The sequence below is a fragment of the Pseudomonas sp. H1_F01 genome (assembly GCF_054681425.1).
Genome location: NZ_CP162823.1, coordinates 1,308,305 through 1,324,617 on the forward strand (window position 1 = coordinate 1,308,305; position 16,313 = coordinate 1,324,617).

Annotated in this window: 17 protein-coding genes; 10 read left to right on the forward strand and 7 right to left on the reverse strand. The window is 61.1% G+C overall.

Annotated elements, in window-relative coordinates; all coding sequences use genetic code 11:
• Positions 1-167: 167 nt before the first annotated feature.
• Positions 168-650 (forward strand): hypothetical protein, encoded by a 483-nt coding sequence (locus AB4O09_RS06035; RefSeq protein ID WP_003205495.1) that lies wholly within the window; start codon positions 168-170, stop codon positions 648-650.
• 61 nt (positions 651-711) lie between these two features.
• Positions 712-999, forward strand: a complete 288-nt coding sequence (locus AB4O09_RS06040; protein ID WP_003205493.1) for a PA4642 family protein — start codon at positions 712-714, stop codon at positions 997-999.
• A 116-nt stretch (positions 1,000-1,115) separates the two neighbouring features.
• Here the strand turns inward: AB4O09_RS06040 and mqo are convergent, their stop codons facing one another.
• Both mqo and AB4O09_RS06050 read right to left on the reverse strand, forming a co-directional pair.
• Positions 1,116-2,624 carry a malate dehydrogenase (quinone) gene (gene mqo, locus AB4O09_RS06045; RefSeq protein ID WP_003205492.1) on the reverse strand — a complete coding sequence of 503 codons (1,509 nt, stop codon included), beginning with the start codon at positions 2,622-2,624 and terminating at the stop codon, positions 1,116-1,118.
• Between the two features lie 738 nt (positions 2,625-3,362).
• Positions 3,363-3,596 (reverse strand): hypothetical protein, encoded by a 234-nt coding sequence (locus AB4O09_RS06050; protein WP_003205490.1) that lies wholly within the window; start codon positions 3,594-3,596, stop codon positions 3,363-3,365.
• 205 nt (positions 3,597-3,801) lie between these two features.
• Here AB4O09_RS06050 and AB4O09_RS06055 point away from each other — a divergent pair, with 205 nt between their 5' ends.
• Entirely contained in the window at positions 3,802-4,386 is a 585-nt protein-coding gene (locus AB4O09_RS06055; RefSeq protein WP_003205489.1) for a YajG family lipoprotein, read from the forward strand.
• A gap of 159 nt (positions 4,387-4,545) precedes the next feature.
• Here the strand turns inward: AB4O09_RS06055 and AB4O09_RS06060 are convergent, their stop codons facing one another.
• Positions 4,546-4,752, reverse strand: a complete 207-nt coding sequence (locus AB4O09_RS06060; protein ID WP_014340170.1) for a hypothetical protein — start codon at positions 4,750-4,752, stop codon at positions 4,546-4,548.
• 231 nt (positions 4,753-4,983) lie between these two features.
• Here AB4O09_RS06060 and AB4O09_RS06065 point away from each other — a divergent pair, with 231 nt between their 5' ends.
• Positions 4,984-5,265 carry a hypothetical protein gene (locus AB4O09_RS06065; protein WP_003205486.1) on the forward strand — a complete coding sequence of 94 codons (282 nt, stop codon included), beginning with the start codon at positions 4,984-4,986 and terminating at the stop codon, positions 5,263-5,265.
• A gap of 185 nt (positions 5,266-5,450) precedes the next feature.
• On the opposite strand, the gene AB4O09_RS06070 is transcribed toward AB4O09_RS06065, so the two are convergent.
• The gene (locus AB4O09_RS06070) at positions 5,451-6,617 is read right to left on the reverse strand and encodes a 1-acyl-sn-glycerol-3-phosphate acyltransferase (RefSeq protein ID WP_032833016.1); all 1,167 of its coding nucleotides are present in this window, start codon (positions 6,615-6,617) and stop codon (positions 5,451-5,453) included.
• A gap of 140 nt (positions 6,618-6,757) precedes the next feature.
• On the opposite strand from AB4O09_RS06070, the gene AB4O09_RS06075 reads away from it, so the two are divergent.
• From AB4O09_RS06075 to AB4O09_RS06085, 3 genes are read left to right on the forward strand one after another with little or no spacing between them, the layout of a single operon-like run.
• On the forward strand, positions 6,758-6,940 hold the full coding sequence (locus tag AB4O09_RS06075; RefSeq protein ID WP_003205483.1) for a CPXCG motif-containing cysteine-rich protein: 183 nt from the start codon (positions 6,758-6,760) through the stop codon (positions 6,938-6,940).
• A 15-nt stretch (positions 6,941-6,955) separates the two neighbouring features.
• Positions 6,956-7,216 (forward strand): putative signal transducing protein, encoded by a 261-nt coding sequence (locus tag AB4O09_RS06080; protein WP_003205482.1) that lies wholly within the window; start codon positions 6,956-6,958, stop codon positions 7,214-7,216.
• Positions 7,217-7,255: 39 nt separating this feature from the next.
• The gene (locus AB4O09_RS06085) at positions 7,256-7,879 is read left to right on the forward strand and encodes an SOS response-associated peptidase (protein WP_013694202.1); all 624 of its coding nucleotides are present in this window, start codon (positions 7,256-7,258) and stop codon (positions 7,877-7,879) included.
• A 116-nt stretch (positions 7,880-7,995) separates the two neighbouring features.
• Here the strand turns inward: AB4O09_RS06085 and AB4O09_RS06090 are convergent, their stop codons facing one another.
• The 3 genes from AB4O09_RS06090 to algW all read right to left on the reverse strand — a co-directional run bounded on the left by AB4O09_RS06090 (position 7,996) and on the right by algW (position 12,228).
• Complete coding sequence (locus tag AB4O09_RS06090) at positions 7,996-8,715, reverse strand: DUF4198 domain-containing protein (RefSeq protein WP_039013936.1); 720 nt, start codon at positions 8,713-8,715, stop codon at positions 7,996-7,998.
• Positions 8,716-8,728: 13 nt separating this feature from the next.
• On the reverse strand, positions 8,729-10,834 hold the full coding sequence (locus AB4O09_RS06095; RefSeq protein WP_013694200.1) for a TonB-dependent siderophore receptor: 2,106 nt from the start codon (positions 10,832-10,834) through the stop codon (positions 8,729-8,731).
• A 233-nt stretch (positions 10,835-11,067) separates the two neighbouring features.
• Positions 11,068-12,228, reverse strand: a complete 1,161-nt coding sequence (algW, locus tag AB4O09_RS06100) for a Do family serine endopeptidase AlgW (protein ID WP_003205476.1) — start codon at positions 12,226-12,228, stop codon at positions 11,068-11,070.
• 104 nt (positions 12,229-12,332) lie between these two features.
• Here algW and AB4O09_RS06105 point away from each other — a divergent pair, with 104 nt between their 5' ends.
• The 3 genes from AB4O09_RS06105 to cysN all read left to right on the forward strand — a co-directional run bounded on the left by AB4O09_RS06105 (position 12,333) and on the right by cysN (position 16,169).
• Positions 12,333-13,091 (forward strand): Nif3-like dinuclear metal center hexameric protein, encoded by a 759-nt coding sequence (locus AB4O09_RS06105; protein WP_003205474.1) that lies wholly within the window; start codon positions 12,333-12,335, stop codon positions 13,089-13,091.
• Between the two features lie 252 nt (positions 13,092-13,343).
• Entirely contained in the window at positions 13,344-14,261 is a 918-nt protein-coding gene (gene cysD, locus AB4O09_RS06110) for a sulfate adenylyltransferase subunit CysD (protein ID WP_003178041.1), read from the forward strand.
• Positions 14,262-14,270: 9 nt separating this feature from the next.
• On the forward strand, positions 14,271-16,169 hold the full coding sequence (gene cysN / locus AB4O09_RS06115; protein WP_069971395.1) for a sulfate adenylyltransferase subunit CysN: 1,899 nt from the start codon (positions 14,271-14,273) through the stop codon (positions 16,167-16,169).
• Positions 16,170-16,313 lie beyond the last annotated feature (144 nt).

Below are 16,313 nucleotides of genomic sequence, written 5' to 3' on the forward strand. Positions count from 1 at the left end.
TACAGATCATTCCCACGCAGGAGCGTGGGAACGATCATGCGTCGCTAGACCGGGGCTGATGGCTCTTTGAGTATGCCGTGCTCGTTGCGCGGATGTATTGATCTGGATCGTTATTTTTACCGCTTGGGCTCATGCTAGAGTGCCCGGCCAAGACCCCGGAGCTTGTCATGCGTGTATTGATCCGCTGCGCCACTTTGCTGTTGATCTCCAGCCTGCCCTTGGCGGCCGAGGCTGCGCCGATGCACAGTCAGTTCCTGCCGCCTGATGACCTGGTGGTGCGCCAGGAGCAGCCTGAACAGCAGCAGTTGCTGCAAGTCACCGAGTATTCGGTGGTGCTGGGTAACCAGCGTCAGTCCAATCAGCAACCGATTCCAGTCACTTCGCCGCTGCTGGTCCGCCTCAAGGGCAAGCCGATGAACAAGGGGGCGACCCTCAGCCAGGTGATCCTTAACTTCGACGGCGAAAGCAAAAGCCTGAAGAAACCGGTCTTCGACGAGGCAAGCAAGACCCTGACGCTGTCTTATCCACAGGCCCAGTACCGGGTGGTCATCGATCTGCTGCGCAACAACACGGTCTATGTGCAGTTTCTCACTTACGCCAACGGCCATATCTGGGCCGACCTGCACACCGGTGCCGAACGCCCGCGTTGAGCCCCGAGGCCTGCCGGGGGTAAACTGCCCGCCCCGTGAACTGTGCGAGCTGGAGCCGGCAATGCGTAAAGACAAGAAACAAGTGATTGGCGACGAGATTGGCGATGAACAGATCAAGCTGTTCCTCAATTTCGAACCGGTCGATGCCACGTCGCCGTCGCTGCACAAACTGATCAAGGCCTACCGCGGCCTGCGGGTCGACGATTTCGAGCGTTTCCTGACGTTCTTCGTCGCGGCCGGTCATGACCTCAATGGCAAGGATGAACACGGCAACGATTTCGTCGCGCTGGTGCGCGACCAGCGTAATGCCGAGGATTACATCGATTTGATCGAGAAGGCGCGTGGCTGATTGATCCTGGGCCTGCTTCGCAGGCCAGCGGGAGCAAGCTCCCTCGCCACGAAAGCGTCACCCATAAAAAACGCCCCGCTCTCATGGAGAACGGGGCGTTTTTTTATGCGATCAAATCAAGCGTAGCTTTGAGTCTCGCTGCTTTCTTCAACCAGCTCCAGCGCGATGTTGTTCTGCGCATTGATCTTGCGATACAGCGCCGCGTCGGTTTCCAGCACTTTTTCCCGGGCCGGGAAGATCTCTGCGAGCTTGGTAGCCCACTCGCCCTTGGCTTTGTCCGGGAAGCAACGCTCGATCAGTTCCAGCATGATCGACACGGTCACCGAAGCACCCGGCGATGCGCCGAGCAGGGCGGCGAGGCTGCCGTCCTTGGCCGCCACCAGTTCGGTACCGAACTGCAGGACGCCACCTTTCTTCGGGTCTTTCTTGATGATCTGCACCCGCTGGCCGGCCACTTCCAGGCGCCAGTCCTCGGCCTTTGCCTCGGGGTAGAAGCGACGCAGGGATTCCAGGCGCTGTTCCATGGACTGCATCACTTCGCTGATCAGGTACTTGGTCAGGTCCATGTTGTCCCGGGCCACGGCCAGCATCGGGCCGATGTTGCCGGCACGTACCGACAGCGGCAGGTCCATGATCGAGCCGTGCTTGAGGAACTTGGTGGTGAAACCGGCGTATGGCCCGAACAGCAGGGATTTCTTGCCATCGACCACACGGGTGTCCAGGTGCGGCACCGACATCGGCGGCGAGCCCACGGCGGCCTGGCTGTAGACCTTGGCCTGGTGGTGCTTGACCACTTCCGGGTTGTCGCAACGCAGCCACTGGCCACTGACCGGGAAGCCGCCGAAGCCCTTGCTTTCCTCGATGCCCGAGGCTTGCAGCAACGGCAACGCCGCACCGCCGGCACCCAGGAACACGAACTTGGCGTCGACATCGCGGCTGCTGCCGGAATTGACGTCCTTGATGCTCACGGTCCAGCCACTGCCGTTACGCTTGAGGCCGGTGACGCGCTTGCAGTATTTGACCTGGGTGTCCGGGGCGCTGGTCAGGTGCTTGAGCAACTGGTTGGTCAGGGCGCCGAAGTTGACGTCGGTACCGTTCATGACACGGGTGGCGGCGATAACCTCATCGGCCGGCCGACCAGGCATCATCAGCGGCATCCACTCGGCCATCCGGGCCTTGTCCTCGGTGTATTCCATGTCGGCGAAGGCGTGATGCTGGTGCATCAGCTCGAAGCGCTTCTTCAGGAACGACACGCCTTTCTCGCCTTGCACGAAGCTCAGGTGTGGCACCGGGGCGATGAAGGACTTGGAGGAGCCGAACGTGCCTTTTCTGGTCAGGTACGTCCAGAACTGCTTCGACACCTCGAACTGGGTGTTGATGTGCACGGCCTTCTTGATGTCGACATTGCCGTCGGCTGCCTGGGGCGTGTAGTTGAGCTCACACAGCCCGGCGTGGCCGGTACCGGCGTTGTTCCACGGGTTGGAACTCTCCGCGGCACCGGAATCCATCAGCTCGACGACTTCCAGCGAGATCGCGGGGTCGAGCTCCTTGAGCAGTACGGCCAGGGTGGCACTCATGATGCCGGCCCCTACCAGAACTACATCGACTGCTTCGTTATGCGCCATTTAACGCGTCTCCAAAATCTGCAGCACCAAATTGTCGGCATAGCGGCCAAGAGTGGCGGGGCAGGTCAGTTGCGCCCCAGTTATCCATGGCCAGGATCGCCATGTCCGAATCTTCGCAATTTTTCGCACCTACTGCGGATGCATGCAGCCTGGCCTCAAGAGTCACATGAACTCATTTAAGCGCCGGGCAGGCAATTCGACTTATGGCCGAGACATCCGTTCGTGCAACCAAATCCGTAGCGGACAGGCTTCAGGCGCCGGTTCTTGAGCGATATCCGGTCCTGTGTCGTTGGGCTGTTTCAGACGCTAATGGTGCTTGTTCAGACGCAAAACTCTTCATTTGCTCGCCACACTCTCGTGAAGTTGTGAAAACCCGTTTTTTCACGCTCTTTTGAAGACGTGAACCTCAAAAAAGGGCTGTCCCAGCCTGGCACTGCGCCCGGTTTGGTTGCCCCCATGTAATACATGACAGGCAAAACGGGCAGACAGCTCAGTGACCGAGCGTAATGACAGCTCTGCAGATTCGCGAAAAGTGGTGATTTGCCTGGAGGAACAGCAAGCACGCCAGCTTCACTCGATCTGTGTGGGCGGCTCTCTGTGGGCGTTGCGGGGTGCCAATACCAGCGCATCAGCGGTGTTGCGAGGCCCGATCAGGAGACGTCCTTATAATCGGGGGGAGATTGTATCGAAGAAACGCAGGGAAATGGTCGTGTTTAATGACTTTTATTAGCCGTCCGGTCAGATGGTCAACAGCTGCCGGTTACGTGCGCGAGCAGGAAGCGCTTGCACGCGGGCGCTGGCGGGCAGTGGCTGGTGCAGCCAGTTGAGACGGATCTCTTCGATTTCCACCCAGCCTTCGCCCATGGGTTGCAGGCTGCACTGTTTGAACGCCTGGCAACGGCCGTCGCGATCGAGCAAGGCGAAGCTGCGGTGATGAGGACGAGGGGTGAACAGGGAAATAAGGAAGCGCATGATCGGATACCGGGTCAGGGAGCTTGGGATAAGCCTGACAGTGGGCTATGACATGCCGGTGTAAGGACCGTGACAATGGGGTGACAGGAACCGGCAACCATGGCCCGTGTCAGACATTTCAGTATTCATCGTGCGACGCTAGTTCACGGCGATGGCGCACCGCTATACTGCCGGCCTGTTTGTGCCCGATTCTGGAGAGAAGAGCATGTTGCAACGCCTGTTGTTCGGTTTGATCGCTGTGACCAGTCTGACCCTCGTCGGCTGCGCCCACAGCCCGCAACAACTTAACCCGGAGCCCAAGCTCAATGCCCAGCTGGCGCCTGTGGGTCGTGGCCAGCCGGTGGTGGTGCGGGTGGTGGACGGTCGTCCGTCGCCGACGCTCGGCACCCGTGGCGGGCTGTATCCGGAAACCAGTGTGATCACGGTGCAGGGCGCGCAGATCCTGCCCAAGCTGCAGGCCCAGGCTGAAGCCGCCGTGCGTTTGCTGGGCTTCACGCCGACCGCCAATGCCTTGAATGCACCACAACTGACGGTGACCCTGGCCGAGCTCAAGTACCAGTCGCCCAAGGAAGGCATGTACGTGACCGAAGCGACCATCGGCGCGACCTTCCGCTCCGACGTGCAGAACGCCAACCGTCGCTACAGCGGCCGTTACGGTGCGTCCCTGGACCAGCGCTTCGGCATGGCACCTAACCAGGACACCAACACCAAGCTGGTCAGCGACGTCTTGAGCGATGCCCTGACCCGGCTGTTCAAGGACCCGACCATTGGCCAGGTACTGGCTGAGTAAGGTTTCGGCGGCATGACCCCTGGGCTGCAATGGCCCAGGGGGCGATGAGACTTTTGAAAGCAAGACCTGTGGGAGCAAGGCTTGCCCGCGATAGCGATCAGCATTGTCGAAGGTGCTGCCCTCATCGCGGGCAAGCCTTGCTCCCACAGAGTGAAACCGTCATGCAGCCTCTGAGTACAGTTCCAGCACACTGATCCCGGTCAGCAGGTCTGTCTCCGGAAGATCGGCATGTTGATGGCCGCCCAGGGCGCAATACACCAGCCAATGTCGGTCCTGCACGTTGAAGGACAGGCTGTCGACGAGGTTCTGCTGTTCGTCGCTTGGACTGATGAGATAGAGGCGGTCCTGGTTTTCGGCGTGCAGCATGACGGGTTCCGTGCAGGTTTGAAGGGCGACAGAGTGGCCTAATCAGATGACGAAACCGTGACGGGTGAAATTAACCCAGGGCGTGCTCCCTCGCCACAGAAGAACCCAGCGTTGCGGCGGGATCGTTACTGGTCGGAAAAAGCGGCGCAGGGCGTCAGGCTTTCGGTAGAATCCGCGCCCTGTTTGTAGGCCACGGACGTACCCTGTCCGTTTTTTCGCTTGAGGTTCGTGATGTCGTCGCATCTGCTTTCGTTGTTCGCCGCCCACCCCGCCAAACTGATCAACCTGCTCGCGTTGCTGTTTGCCTGCCCGGGCGGCTGGGTGCTGCATGCGACGCGCCGCCGTGAACAACGGGCGCGGGCCTGCCTTGAAGCGCGCAATCGCGATAGCAACGAACGATTTGAAGCGCTGCTGGATCTGGCCACTCAGCGGATGAACCGGTTTTTCTACCGGTTTGGCTTTGGCTGCCTGGCGCTGGCGTTGCTGGTGTCGTGGATCAGTACGCAGTTCTGACGCAGCCGTGGAAAGGGCGTTTGCTCCCGCTGGGCAGCGCCCGTAGGAGCTGTGTAGGAGCTGTCGAGTGCAACGAGGCTGCGATCTCTCCCCAGACACTTGAATCTCAAGCGAAAGATCAAAAGATCGCAGCCTTCGGCAGCTCCTGCACAAACCCAGCGTGAGCAAGCTCTCTCGTCGTGGCTTTAAAGCGCCAACCCCGCCTTGACCCGATACTGATTTCGCACCGGCGTTGCGTATTGCAGCACCAGGAACGGTCGGTGTTCCGGCGGGCAAGCGTCCAGCCGGCGCTGCCATTCCTGCTCGGCCTTGGCCAGCTCTTCGGCACCGAACACCTCGGCCGCCTTAGGCACCTGCAACTGCGGATCGGCGTCGGCCCATTGGGCGTAAGCCAGGTAATGCACCGGGAACAGGCGGTAGCCGCCGAGAATCTGCCGGTCCATCTCCTGGGCCAATTGCTTGGTGTCCTCGAACAGCTCGGTGATGGGCGCGGCGAAGTTCACGTGGACCCGGCCCTTGTAGCCGGTGATGCCCTTGGCGATGCTCACGTCGTCCTCGCCCGGGGCCTTGGTGTAAGTGCCGGTGGTGGCGCGGATGTACAACTCGCGGGCCTTGGCCTGGTCGCACGGGTCGTATTCGTAGCTGATCGACACCGGCGTAAGGTTCAGTGACTGGATCACCTCGCCGAACGGCTCGTCCTTGCGGCTCATGTGGAACATCTTGAGGATCGCCGATTCGGTCCGGTCGTCACCGTCCTTGGCTCGTCCTTCGGCCTGGGCGATCCAGATCGAGGCGCAGTCGTTGCGGATCGAATGGTTGATGTACGCCGACAACAACTGGTACGCCGCCATTTTTTCCCGCCGCCCGGTGATGGAGCGGTGCACGATGAAGCTCTTGTTCAGGCGCATCAGGTCGCTGACAAAGGGCTTTTGCAGCAGGTTGTCGCCAATGGCGATGCGCGGGGTCGGCAGGCCGGCGTGGTAGACGGCGTAGTTGACGAAGGCCGGGTCCATCACGATATCGCGGTGGTTGGCGATGAACAGGTACGCACTGCCAGACTTGAATTGCTCCACCCCGGTATAGGTCACGCCATCGGTGGCGCGCTCGATGGTGTGGTCGACGTAGAACTCCACCTTGTCCTGCAGCGTGGCGACCGACGTCACACCGGCGAACTCACGACGCAATCTTTGCGCTATAAGAGGTTTGAGCATCCAGCCGAAGGCGCCGGCCAGGCGTGGGAAGCGGAAGTGGGTGAGGATATCTAGAAACGCCTTGTCGCCAAGCAGTCGTGCCAGCACCGCTGGGACTTCGCTGTCGTCGTAAGGTCGGATGGCATCGAATTCGCCCATCATGCTCTCTTGTTGGAAACGGCTAGGGTAAGTAAAAGGTTCTAACGAAAAAACGACAGGGCACGGTCAGGAAGATAAGCCAGACAAAAATAGCCCTGCAAATAGACCGGCGATTATACGCACAAGTCACCTGGGAGACCGCGATGCTGGAAAGCGCTCATTATGAATGTCCCTATTGTGGGGAGGACGTTGAGACATCCCTGGACTTGTCCGGCGGCGACCAGACCTACATCGAGGATTGTCAGGTGTGTTGCCGGCCAATCACCTTTGTGTTGCAGGTCCATGGTGAGGAATGGCATCTCGAGGTCTTCAGAGAAGACGACTGACGGGGGGCAACACCGATGCGGCGAATCTACGAGCTGGAAAGCCTGATGGAAGGCGAGTTGCTGCAAGGCATGCTTGCCAGCGAAGGCATCACGGCGCATCTGGTGGGGCGCGATTTGCTGGGCGGTGCGGGGGAGTTGCCGATGCAGGGCTTGCTGGGACTGGCGGTGGAGGATGACCAGGCGCAATACGCCCGGGAGTTGATCGCCGCGTACAATGCCGCACTGCCGTTGCCCGGCGATGAACCGGACAGCTATCCCGGCACGCTGGTCTGTTAGGCTGGCGGCCGTTTGTTCGATCAAGAGTCGTGTTGCCCCATGTGTGGACGTTATGCCCTGTTTCGCTGGAACCCCACCTTTGCAGCCCTGCCCGGTTTTCCCACCGATCAGAAGGCTCAATGGAATATTTCGCCCAACGATTCGGTGTTGATCCTGCGGGCCGGCGCCGAGGGCCAGCGCGAACTGGCCCGGGCACGCTGGGGGCTGACGCCGCCGTGGCTGACCGACCTGTCCCGCACCCCGGCCCATGCCCGGGCCGAAACCGTGGCCGAGCAGCCGATGTTCCGAGAGGCCTTGCGCCTGCGCCGTTGCCTGCTGCCGGCCAATGGTTTCTATGAGTGGCGCGGCGGCACGCGCAAGCGTCCGTACTGGTTGACGCCGGGGGAGGGTTCGTCGCTGTTTTTCGCCGCGATCTGGGAAGCGTATCCGGTGCAGGAACAGGTGTGGCTGAGCACGGCGGTCATCACCCAACCGGCGGCGGGTCAGCGCCGGCCGTTGATCCTGGACGAAGAAGGCCAGCGCCTGTGGCTCGACCCCGAGACACCGCTGCATGCCTTGCAAGGGCTGCTGGCAAGTGAGCCGACGGTACTGCGCGAGCGAGTGCTGGCCAACATGGTCAATGATCCGAAGCTCAATGGGCCGGAGTGCTTGACTCCGGCTTGAGCTTTGCGGCGCTTGTATTGGCCTTATCGTCGGATCGCCGCCCGGAGCAGGCTCGCTCCCACAATAGGCTGCGGGTGTTCACAAAAAATGTGTTCACCGCCTATCCCCCTGTGGCGTTACTCGTGATGCGGTTCACCCAGGAAGGTCAACGAGGTGAACACGCCACGGGTGGCCACGTCCTTGTTGTCCTTGAGTGCAATTTCCATCTGCGCCGCGATCACATTCAAGCCTTCGTTGCGCACCAGCACCTTGGCCCGGCCTTCTGCGTCGGTTTCAGTCGATACGGTGTTCGGCGCGCTGCGGTAGTCACCCACCAGTTTCACACCCGCTGCCGGTTTGCCGTCCAGCAGCACCCGTACCGGCAATGACTGGCCTGGCCCTACGGTCAGCGGGTCGACTTCCGGCAGGATCACGAACTTGATCGGTGCAAGCGTCGGCAGTTTCGCCCCCGGCTCATAGATCGCCAGGCTGTACTTGAACGTGTGGGTCGACTCGATCGCCCCGGGCACTTTGCTGCGGCCTTCGTTGATCCACTTCTTGTCCGCCGTCTGGGACCACATGCCGTTGTCCAGCGCCACGGCCAGCACCGCCGGTGGCTTGAGCGGTTGCAGGCGGGCGTGGTCCGGCAGGCGCTCGACGGTGACGGGGATCATCCTGCCGACCTGATCATAGGCCCAGGCACCGCTGATTTTCTGCGCCTTGAAGGCATTGTCTTCGGCGCCGTGGCCGTAGATCACTTCGATGTTGCCGCGACGCTGTTCGGTCCACAGGCCATGGGCCGAGGCCTGTGTGGCCAGGAGCAGGCCGAGCAGGGCGAAGGTCTTGGGGTATTTCATGCGGATGTTCCTTTTACAGAGCGAGGGTGAGACTGACGGTGAAGTTGCGCGGCTCGCCGGGGGTGACCCAGTAGTTGCTGTAGGCGCGCTCGTAGTACTTTTCATCGAAGACGTTGTTCAGGTTCAGCCCCACGGTGACGTCATCGCTGGCCTTGTAATGGGCCAGCAGATCCACGGTGTGGTAGGCCGGCAGTTCGAAGTCCTTGCCCGCTTCGCCCGAGCGATCGCCGACGTACGTGAACGCCGCGCCAACATCCGAACCGCGCAGGTGCCCGTCCTGGAATTCGTAGACGCCCAGCAGGCTGCCGCTGTGTTTGGCGACGCCAAGGATCCGGCTGCCCGTGGGGATTTGCTCGTCACCCTTGGTCACTTCGGCATCGATGTAGGCGAAGGCGCCAATCACCCGCACGGCGTCGGTCACCTGCCCGGTGACTTGCAGGTCGATGCCCTGGCTGCGGGCCTTGCCCATGGCGCGGCTGAAGTCGGTCCCGGCGACCGGGCTCAGGACGTTTTCCTTCTCTATATGGAACGCCGCCAGGGTGGTGCTCAGGCGATCGTCGAACAATTCGCTCTTGATCCCCACTTCATAGCCGACGCCTTCCTCGGGGTCGAAGGATTTACCGCCGGCATCCAGGCCATTGTTGGGTTTGAACGAGGTGGAGGCGTTGGCGAACAGGCCAACCTCGGGCGTCAGTTGATACAGCAGGCCGGCCCGCTGCGTCAGGGCATCGTGGCGTTGGCGGTTGGTGCGATCGCGGGTGTGATCGTCGATGCTCTGCTCGAAATGCTCATAGCGCACGCCGAGCATGCCCCGCAGTTTGTCGGTGAAGACGATCTGGTCTTGCAGGTTCAGCGCGCGGCTTTGCACATGTTCGAAGAAGTCGGTGCCGGTCCGAGTACCATTGGGTTTCGGCTGGCCGTAGATCGGCTGATAGATGTCTATGGGGTAGGTGCTGCCACCGATGGTGGTCACGCGCTCGTTCTTGCGGTAATCCTCATATTCGCTGCCGATCAGCAGTTCGTGTTGCCAGGGGCCGAGGTCGAACAGGCCGCGCAATTCCAGTTGGGTGATGCTGTCGTGCCAATTGTTGTCGCGCTCGCGATAGCGGCGGTTCACCGTGTGGCCATCGGCGTTCAGCGGGCGCGCTTCGGAGGCGAAGCCCCAGAGTTCACCCTGCTTGTAATGGCTGGCCAGGCGCAGTTGCCAGGTGTCGTTGAGCTGATGTTCGAGGGCGGCCTGGAGCATGTTGTTGTGATTGTCGATGTCGCCATCGTTGGGTTCGCCCAAAAAGGTCGAGCGGGAAACGCCGCTCCAGCGATTGTTCGGGGCGACGATGCCACGGTCGAACGTCGAGCTGTGGCGCACGATTTCGCTTTCCACCAGCAACCGGGTGTCGGGGTTCAATTGCCAGCTGATGGAAGGCGCGACGAAGACGCGCTGGCTGTCGACGTGATCGCGAAAGCTGTGGTTGTCCTCGACCGCCAGGTTGACCCGCGACAACAGGTTGCCTTCGGTGTCCAGTGGCCTGTTGACGTCCAGCGCGGTGCGGTAGCGATCCCAGCTGCCGGCGCTGGTTTGCAAGGTGGTGAAGGCTTCGGGCTGGGGTTTCTTGGTGACAATGTTCACCGTACCGCCGGGATCGCCACGGCCATACAGGCTGGCGGCTGGGCCCTTGAGCACTTCGATGCGTTCGATGTTCGCCGCGTCCGGCGTGCTCGGATAGCCACGGTTGGCGCTGAAACCATCCTTGTAGAATTCCGATGTCGTGAAGCCGCGCACGCTGTATTCGTAGAGCGTCAGGCCACCGAAGTTGTTCTGCTTCGATACACCGCCGGCGTATTCCAATGCTCGTTCGACGTTGGTGCTGCCCAGGTCCTTGAGCACGCTGGCGGGAATCACGCTGATCGATTGCGGGATGTCGCGCAGGGCCGTGTCGGTTTTGGTGGCGCTGGCAGAGCGGGTGGCGCGATAGCCCGTGACGGGGCCGGTGGGGGATTCGTAGTCGGACGTCACGTTGACGGCGTCCAGTTCCAGAGGCTGGACTTCTTCGGCGTAGGCGGGATCGGCGAGCAAGCCCAGGGCGAGACTGGCAACGGAAATCCGTTTCAGGGATGACATGTTATGTTGTTCCAATTTTTAGTATTGAAACAATATAACACTACTAATGAGAATTTATGCTATCTGTATTTTCAGGTGAATCAGGATGAGATGACCGTCCCCACGCTCTGCGTGGGAATGCATACCGTGACGCTCTGCGTCACTTCCAGCAGTGGAACGCAGAGCGTCCCAGGCGACATTCCCACGCAGGAGCGTGGGAACGATCGATTCGCGCTAGTCGGCTATGACGCGGCTTACTGCTCTTCCTTGAGCGCCACTGGTGCCGGCGGTGGGCGCAGGCCGATTTCAGCGGTGAGCTTGAGCTCCTTGCCGTTGCGCATGACCTGGATCGTCACCTTGTCAGTGGGCTTGATCCGCGCCACCTGGTTCATCGAGCGGCGGCCATCGCCGGCCGGTTCGCCATCGATGCTCAGGATCACATCGCCCAGTTGCAGGCCGGCCTTCTGCGCCGGGCCGTCGCGGAAAATCCCCGCCACCACGATGCCGGGCCGCCCGGACAAGCCGAAGGACTCCGCCAGTTCCTGGGTCAGCGGCTGGACTTCAATGCCCAGCCAGCCGCGAATCACCTGGCCGTGTTCGATGATGGACTTCATCACCTCCATCGCCAGCTTCACCGGAATGGCGAAACCGATACCCTGGCTGCCGCCGGACTTGGAGAAGATCGCCGTGTTGATCCCAGTCAGGTTGCCGTTGGCATCCACCAGCGCGCCGCCGGAGTTGCCGGGGTTGATCGCAGCGTCGGTCTGGATGAAATCCTCGTAGTTGTTCAGGCCCAACTGATTGCGCCCGGTGGCGCTGATAATGCCCATGGTCACGGTCTGGCCGACGCCGAACGGGTTGCCGATGGCCAGGGCCACGTCGCCGATGCGGATGCTGTCGGAGCGGCCGATGGTGATGGCCGGCAGGTTCTTGAGGTCGATCTTCAGCACCGCAAGGTCGGTTTCCGGGTCGCTGCCGATCACTCGGGCCAGGGTTTCGCGGCCGTCCTTGAGGGCCACCACGATCTGGTCGGCACCACTGGTGACGTGGTTGTTGGTCAAAATATAACCTTCCGGGCTCATGATCACGCCCGACCCCAGGCTCGACTCCATGCGCTTCTGCTTGGGCGAGTTGTCGCCGAAGAAGCGCCGGAATTGCGGGTCTTCGAACAATGGATGGCTGGGTTTGTTGATGACCTTGGTGGTGTACAGGTTCACCACGGCTGGCGCCGCGGTGGTCACGGCGTCGGCATAGGACACCGGCCCCTGTTGCACCGCCTTGGTTTGCGGCGCCTGCTGCAAGTTGACGTCGAGGCTCGGCAGGCCCACCCATTCCGGGTAGCGCTGGATAATCAGTAGAGCGACAAGCACGCCGGCCAACAGCGGCCAGCCGGAAAAACGCAGCGCCTTGAGCATTAAGCACGTCCTACAAAGGTTGCAGGCGGTATGAGACCGCCCATAATGTCGCGCATTATACGAGGCCGCGCGTGCCTCTGAACGGGATATTTAGGAGTCTTTTCATGGCCGTAGCCCTGAACACCCTGGTCGAAGAAGCGGACCGTTACCTGGCCAGCAGCCGGATTGCCGATTATTGCCCCAACGGCCTGCAGGTCGAAGGCGCGCCCCAGGTGATGCGCATCGTCAGTGGCGTCACCGCCAGCCAGGCTTTGCTTGACGCTGCCGTCGAGGCCGAGGCCGACCTGGTGCTGGTGCATCACGGTTATTTCTGGAAGGGCGAGAACCCTTGTATCACCGGCATGAAACAGCGTCGTCTCAAGACGTTGCTCAAGCATGATATCAGCCTGTTGGCCTACCACTTGCCTTTGGACCTGCACCCGGAGGTGGGCAATAACGTGCAGTTGGCCCGCCAATTGGACATCACCGTCGAGGGACCGCTGGATCCGGACAACCCCAAGATCGTCGGCCTGGTCGGCTCCCTGTCCGAACCGATGACGGCCCGGGATTTCGCGCGCAAGGTCCAGGAAGTCATGGGGCGTGAGCCGTTGTTGATCGAAGGCGAGCAGATGATCCGCCGGGTTGGCTGGTGCACGGGCGGTGGCCAGGGCTATATCGATCAGGCGGTGCTGGCCGGGGTTGACCTGTACCTCAGCGGCGAGGCGTCGGAGCAGACGTTCCACAGCGCGCGGGAAAACGGCATCAGCTTCATCGCCGCCGGGCATCATGCCACCGAGCGCTATGGCGTCCAGGCGCTGGGTGATTATCTGGCGCGACGCTTTGCCCTGGAGCACATCTTCATCGATTGCCCGAATCCCATCTGACTGTTTATAACCCCTGTGGGAGCGAGCTTGCTCGCGATAGCGGCGGATCAGCCGACATTAATATGGCTGACACACCGTCATCGCGAGCAAGCTCGCTCCCACAGAAAAGCGTGTGCGGGGCCCGAACCGGCAGGCATATCCATATGCTGTTTCGATCTAGTTGGCGCCCTGATTAGAAGAGGTCGCTGTGCTAGGATTCCCCGCTCGAACACGGCCCGCTGGCCGTTCATAAGAAAGTTTTCGTGAGTAGCCATGGTCGACAAACTGACGCATCTGAAACAGCTGGAGGCGGAAAGCATCCACATCATCCGCGAGGTGGCCGCCGAGTTCGATAACCCGGTGATGCTGTACTCCATCGGTAAAGACTCCGCCGTGATGCTGCACCTGGCACGCAAGGCGTTCTTCCCCGGCAAGCTGCCGTTTCCGGTGATGCACGTCGACACCCGCTGGAAATTCCAGGAAATGTACAAGTTCCGCGATCGCATGGTCGAGGAACTGGGCCTGGACCTGATCACCCATGTGAACCCGGACGGCGTGGCGCAGGGCATCAACCCATTCACCCACGGCAGTGCCAAGCACACCGACATCATGAAGACCGAAGGCCTCAAGCAGGCCTTGGACAAATATGGTTTCGACGCCGCGTTTGGCGGTGCCCGTCGCGATGAAGAGAAATCCCGCGCCAAGGAGCGCGTGTACTCGTTCCGTGACAGCAAGCATCGCTGGGACCCGAAGAACCAGCGCCCGGAGTTGTGGAACGTCTACAACGGCAAGGTCAACAAAGGCGAGTCGATCCGGGTATTCCCGCTGTCGAACTGGACCGAGCTGGACATCTGGCAGTACATCTACCTCGAAGGCATCCCGATCGTGCCGCTGTATTTTGCCGCCGAGCGTGAAGTGATCGAGAAGAACGGCACGCTGATCATGATCGACGACGAGCGCATCCTCGAGCACCTGTCCGACGAAGACAAAGCCCGTATCGTCAAGAAGAAAGTGCGTTTCCGTACCCTTGGCTGCTACCCGTTGACGGGCGCGGTGGAGTCCGAGGCTGAAAGCCTGACGGACATCATCCAGGAAATGCTCCTGACGCGAACTTCCGAGCGCCAGGGCCGGGTCATCGACCACGATGGCGCAGGCTCGATGGAAGATAAAAAACGTCAAGGTTATTTCTAAGGGGCTGTCATGTCGCATCAATCTGATTTGATCAGCGAGGACATCCTCGCCTACCTGGGCCAGCACGAGCGCAAAGAGCTGCTGCGCTTTTTGACCTGCGGTAACGTCGACGACGGCAAGAGCACCCTGATCGGGCGCCTGCTGCACGACTCCAAGATGATCTACGAAGATCACCTGGAAGCCATCACCCGCGATTCGAAGAAAGTCGGCACCACCGGTGACGATATCGACCTGGCGTTGCTGGTCGACGGCCTGCAGGCCGAGCGCGAGCAAGGCATCACCATCGATGTCGCCTACCGCTATTTCTCCACCGCCAAGCGTAAATTCATCATCGCCGATACCCCAGGCCATGAGCAGTACACCCGCAACATGGCCACCGGTGCCTCCACCTGTGACCTGGCGATCATCCTGGTGGACGCGCGCTACGGCGTGCAGACCCAGACCCGTCGCCACAGCTTCATCGCCTCGTTGCTGGGTATCAAGCACATCGTCGTGGCCATCAACAAGATGGACCTCAAGGACTTCGACCAGGGCGTGTTCGAGTCGATCAAGGCCGACTACCTGAAGTTCGCCGAAGGCTTGAAGATGAAGCCCACCAGCATGCACTTCGTGCCGATGTCCGCCCTCAAGGGCGACAACGTGGTGAACAAGTCCGAGCGTTCGCCGTGGTACACCGGCCAGTCGCTGATGGAAATCCTCGAGACGGTGGAAGTGGCGGGCGACCGTAACTTCACCGACCTGCGTTTCCCAGTGCAGTACGTCAACCGTCCGAACCTGAACTTCCGCGGTTTCGCCGGCACCCTCGCCAGCGGCATCGTGCACAAGGGCGACGAAGTGGTGGTGCTGCCCTCGGGCAAGAGCAGTCGCGTGAAATCCATCGTCACCTTCGAAGGCGAGTTGGAACACGCAGGTCCTGGCCAGGCGGTAACGCTGACCATGGAAGACGAAATCGACATCTCCCGTGGCGACCTGCTGGTGCATGCCGACAACGTGCCGCCGGTCACCGACAGCTTCGAAGCGATGCTGGTGTGGATGGCCGAAGAGCCGATGCTGCCGGGCAAGAAATACGACATCAAGCGCGCCACCAGCTACGTGCCGGGCTCGATTGCCAGCATCGTCAACAAGGTGGATGTGAACACCCTGGAAGAAGGTCCGGCCAGCGCGTTGCAGCTCAACGAAATCGGCAAGGTGAAGATCGCCCTGGATGCGCCGATCGCCCTGGACGGTTACGAGAGCAACCGCACCACCGGCGCGTTCATCATCATCGATCGCCTGACCAATGGCACGGTCGGTGCCGGCATGATCGTCGCCCAGCCGCTGGCTCACGGCAGCAGCACGCACCACGGCAAGCTGGCCCATGTGTCGGTGGAGGAACGCGCCCAGCGTTTCGGCCAGCAGCCAGCCACGGTCCTGTTCAGTGGCCTGTCGGGCGCTGGCAAAAGCACGCTGGCCTATGCGGTCGAGCGCAAGCTGTTCGACTCGGGCCGTGCGGTCTTTGTCCTCGATGGCCAGAACCTGCGTCATGACCTGAACAAGGGCTTGCCGCAGGATCGCTCCGGACGTACCGAGAACTGGCGCCGTGCGGCTCATGTCGCCCGTCAGTTCAACGAAGCCGGCCTGCTGACCCTCGCCGCTTTTGTCGCCCCGGATGCCGAAGGCCGCGAACAGGCCAAGGCGCTGATCGGCAAGGAGCGTCTGCTGACCGTCTACGTCCAGGCCTCGCCAACGGTGTGTGCCCAGCGTGATCCGCAAGGGCTGTATGCCGCCGCTGGCGACAACATCCCGGGCGAATCCTTCCCGTATGACGTGCCGCTGGATGCCGACCTGGTGATCGACACCCAGTCGCTGACCCTGGAAGAGAGCGTCAAGCAGGTGCTCGATCTGCTGCGCAAGCGTGGGGCGATCTAAGGCAAGTCGCTGTAACTAAAAGCCCGCAGATGAGTGATCATCTGCGGGCTTTCTGTTGTCTGGAAGGACGCTATCGCGAGCAAGCTCGCTCCCACAATGGTCAGCGGTGGAGCAAATGTGGGAGCGAGCTTGCTCGCGATGAGG

Coding starts and splice junctions, on each gene's coding strand:
- AB4O09_RS06090 (WP_039013936.1), bottom strand. CDS start 8,715: ATGAAATACCCCAAGACCTTCGCCCTGCTCGGCCTGCTCCTGGCCACA.
- AB4O09_RS06035 (WP_003205495.1), top strand. CDS start 168: ATGCGTGTATTGATCCGCTGCGCCACTTTGCTGTTGATCTCCAGCCTG.
- AB4O09_RS06105 (WP_003205474.1), top strand. CDS start 12,333: ATGGCCGTAGCCCTGAACACCCTGGTCGAAGAAGCGGACCGTTACCTG.
- AB4O09_RS06055 (WP_003205489.1), top strand. CDS start 3,802: ATGTTGCAACGCCTGTTGTTCGGTTTGATCGCTGTGACCAGTCTGACC.
- algW (WP_003205476.1), bottom strand. CDS start 12,228: ATGCTCAAGGCGCTGCGTTTTTCCGGCTGGCCGCTGTTGGCCGGCGTG.
- mqo (WP_003205492.1), bottom strand. CDS start 2,624: ATGGCGCATAACGAAGCAGTCGATGTAGTTCTGGTAGGGGCCGGCATC.
- AB4O09_RS06040 (WP_003205493.1), top strand. CDS start 712: ATGCGTAAAGACAAGAAACAAGTGATTGGCGACGAGATTGGCGATGAA.
- AB4O09_RS06065 (WP_003205486.1), top strand. CDS start 4,984: ATGTCGTCGCATCTGCTTTCGTTGTTCGCCGCCCACCCCGCCAAACTG.
- cysN (WP_069971395.1), top strand. CDS start 14,271: ATGTCGCATCAATCTGATTTGATCAGCGAGGACATCCTCGCCTACCTG.
- AB4O09_RS06050 (WP_003205490.1), bottom strand. CDS start 3,596: ATGCGCTTCCTTATTTCCCTGTTCACCCCTCGTCCTCATCACCGCAGC.
- AB4O09_RS06060 (WP_014340170.1), bottom strand. CDS start 4,752: ATGCTGCACGCCGAAAACCAGGACCGCCTCTATCTCATCAGTCCAAGC.
- cysD (WP_003178041.1), top strand. CDS start 13,344: ATGGTCGACAAACTGACGCATCTGAAACAGCTGGAGGCGGAAAGCATC.
- AB4O09_RS06085 (WP_013694202.1), top strand. CDS start 7,256: ATGTGTGGACGTTATGCCCTGTTTCGCTGGAACCCCACCTTTGCAGCC.
- AB4O09_RS06070 (WP_032833016.1), bottom strand. CDS start 6,617: ATGATGGGCGAATTCGATGCCATCCGACCTTACGACGACAGCGAAGTC.
- AB4O09_RS06080 (WP_003205482.1), top strand. CDS start 6,956: ATGCGGCGAATCTACGAGCTGGAAAGCCTGATGGAAGGCGAGTTGCTG.
- AB4O09_RS06075 (WP_003205483.1), top strand. CDS start 6,758: ATGCTGGAAAGCGCTCATTATGAATGTCCCTATTGTGGGGAGGACGTT.
- AB4O09_RS06095 (WP_013694200.1), bottom strand. CDS start 10,834: ATGTCATCCCTGAAACGGATTTCCGTTGCCAGTCTCGCCCTGGGCTTG.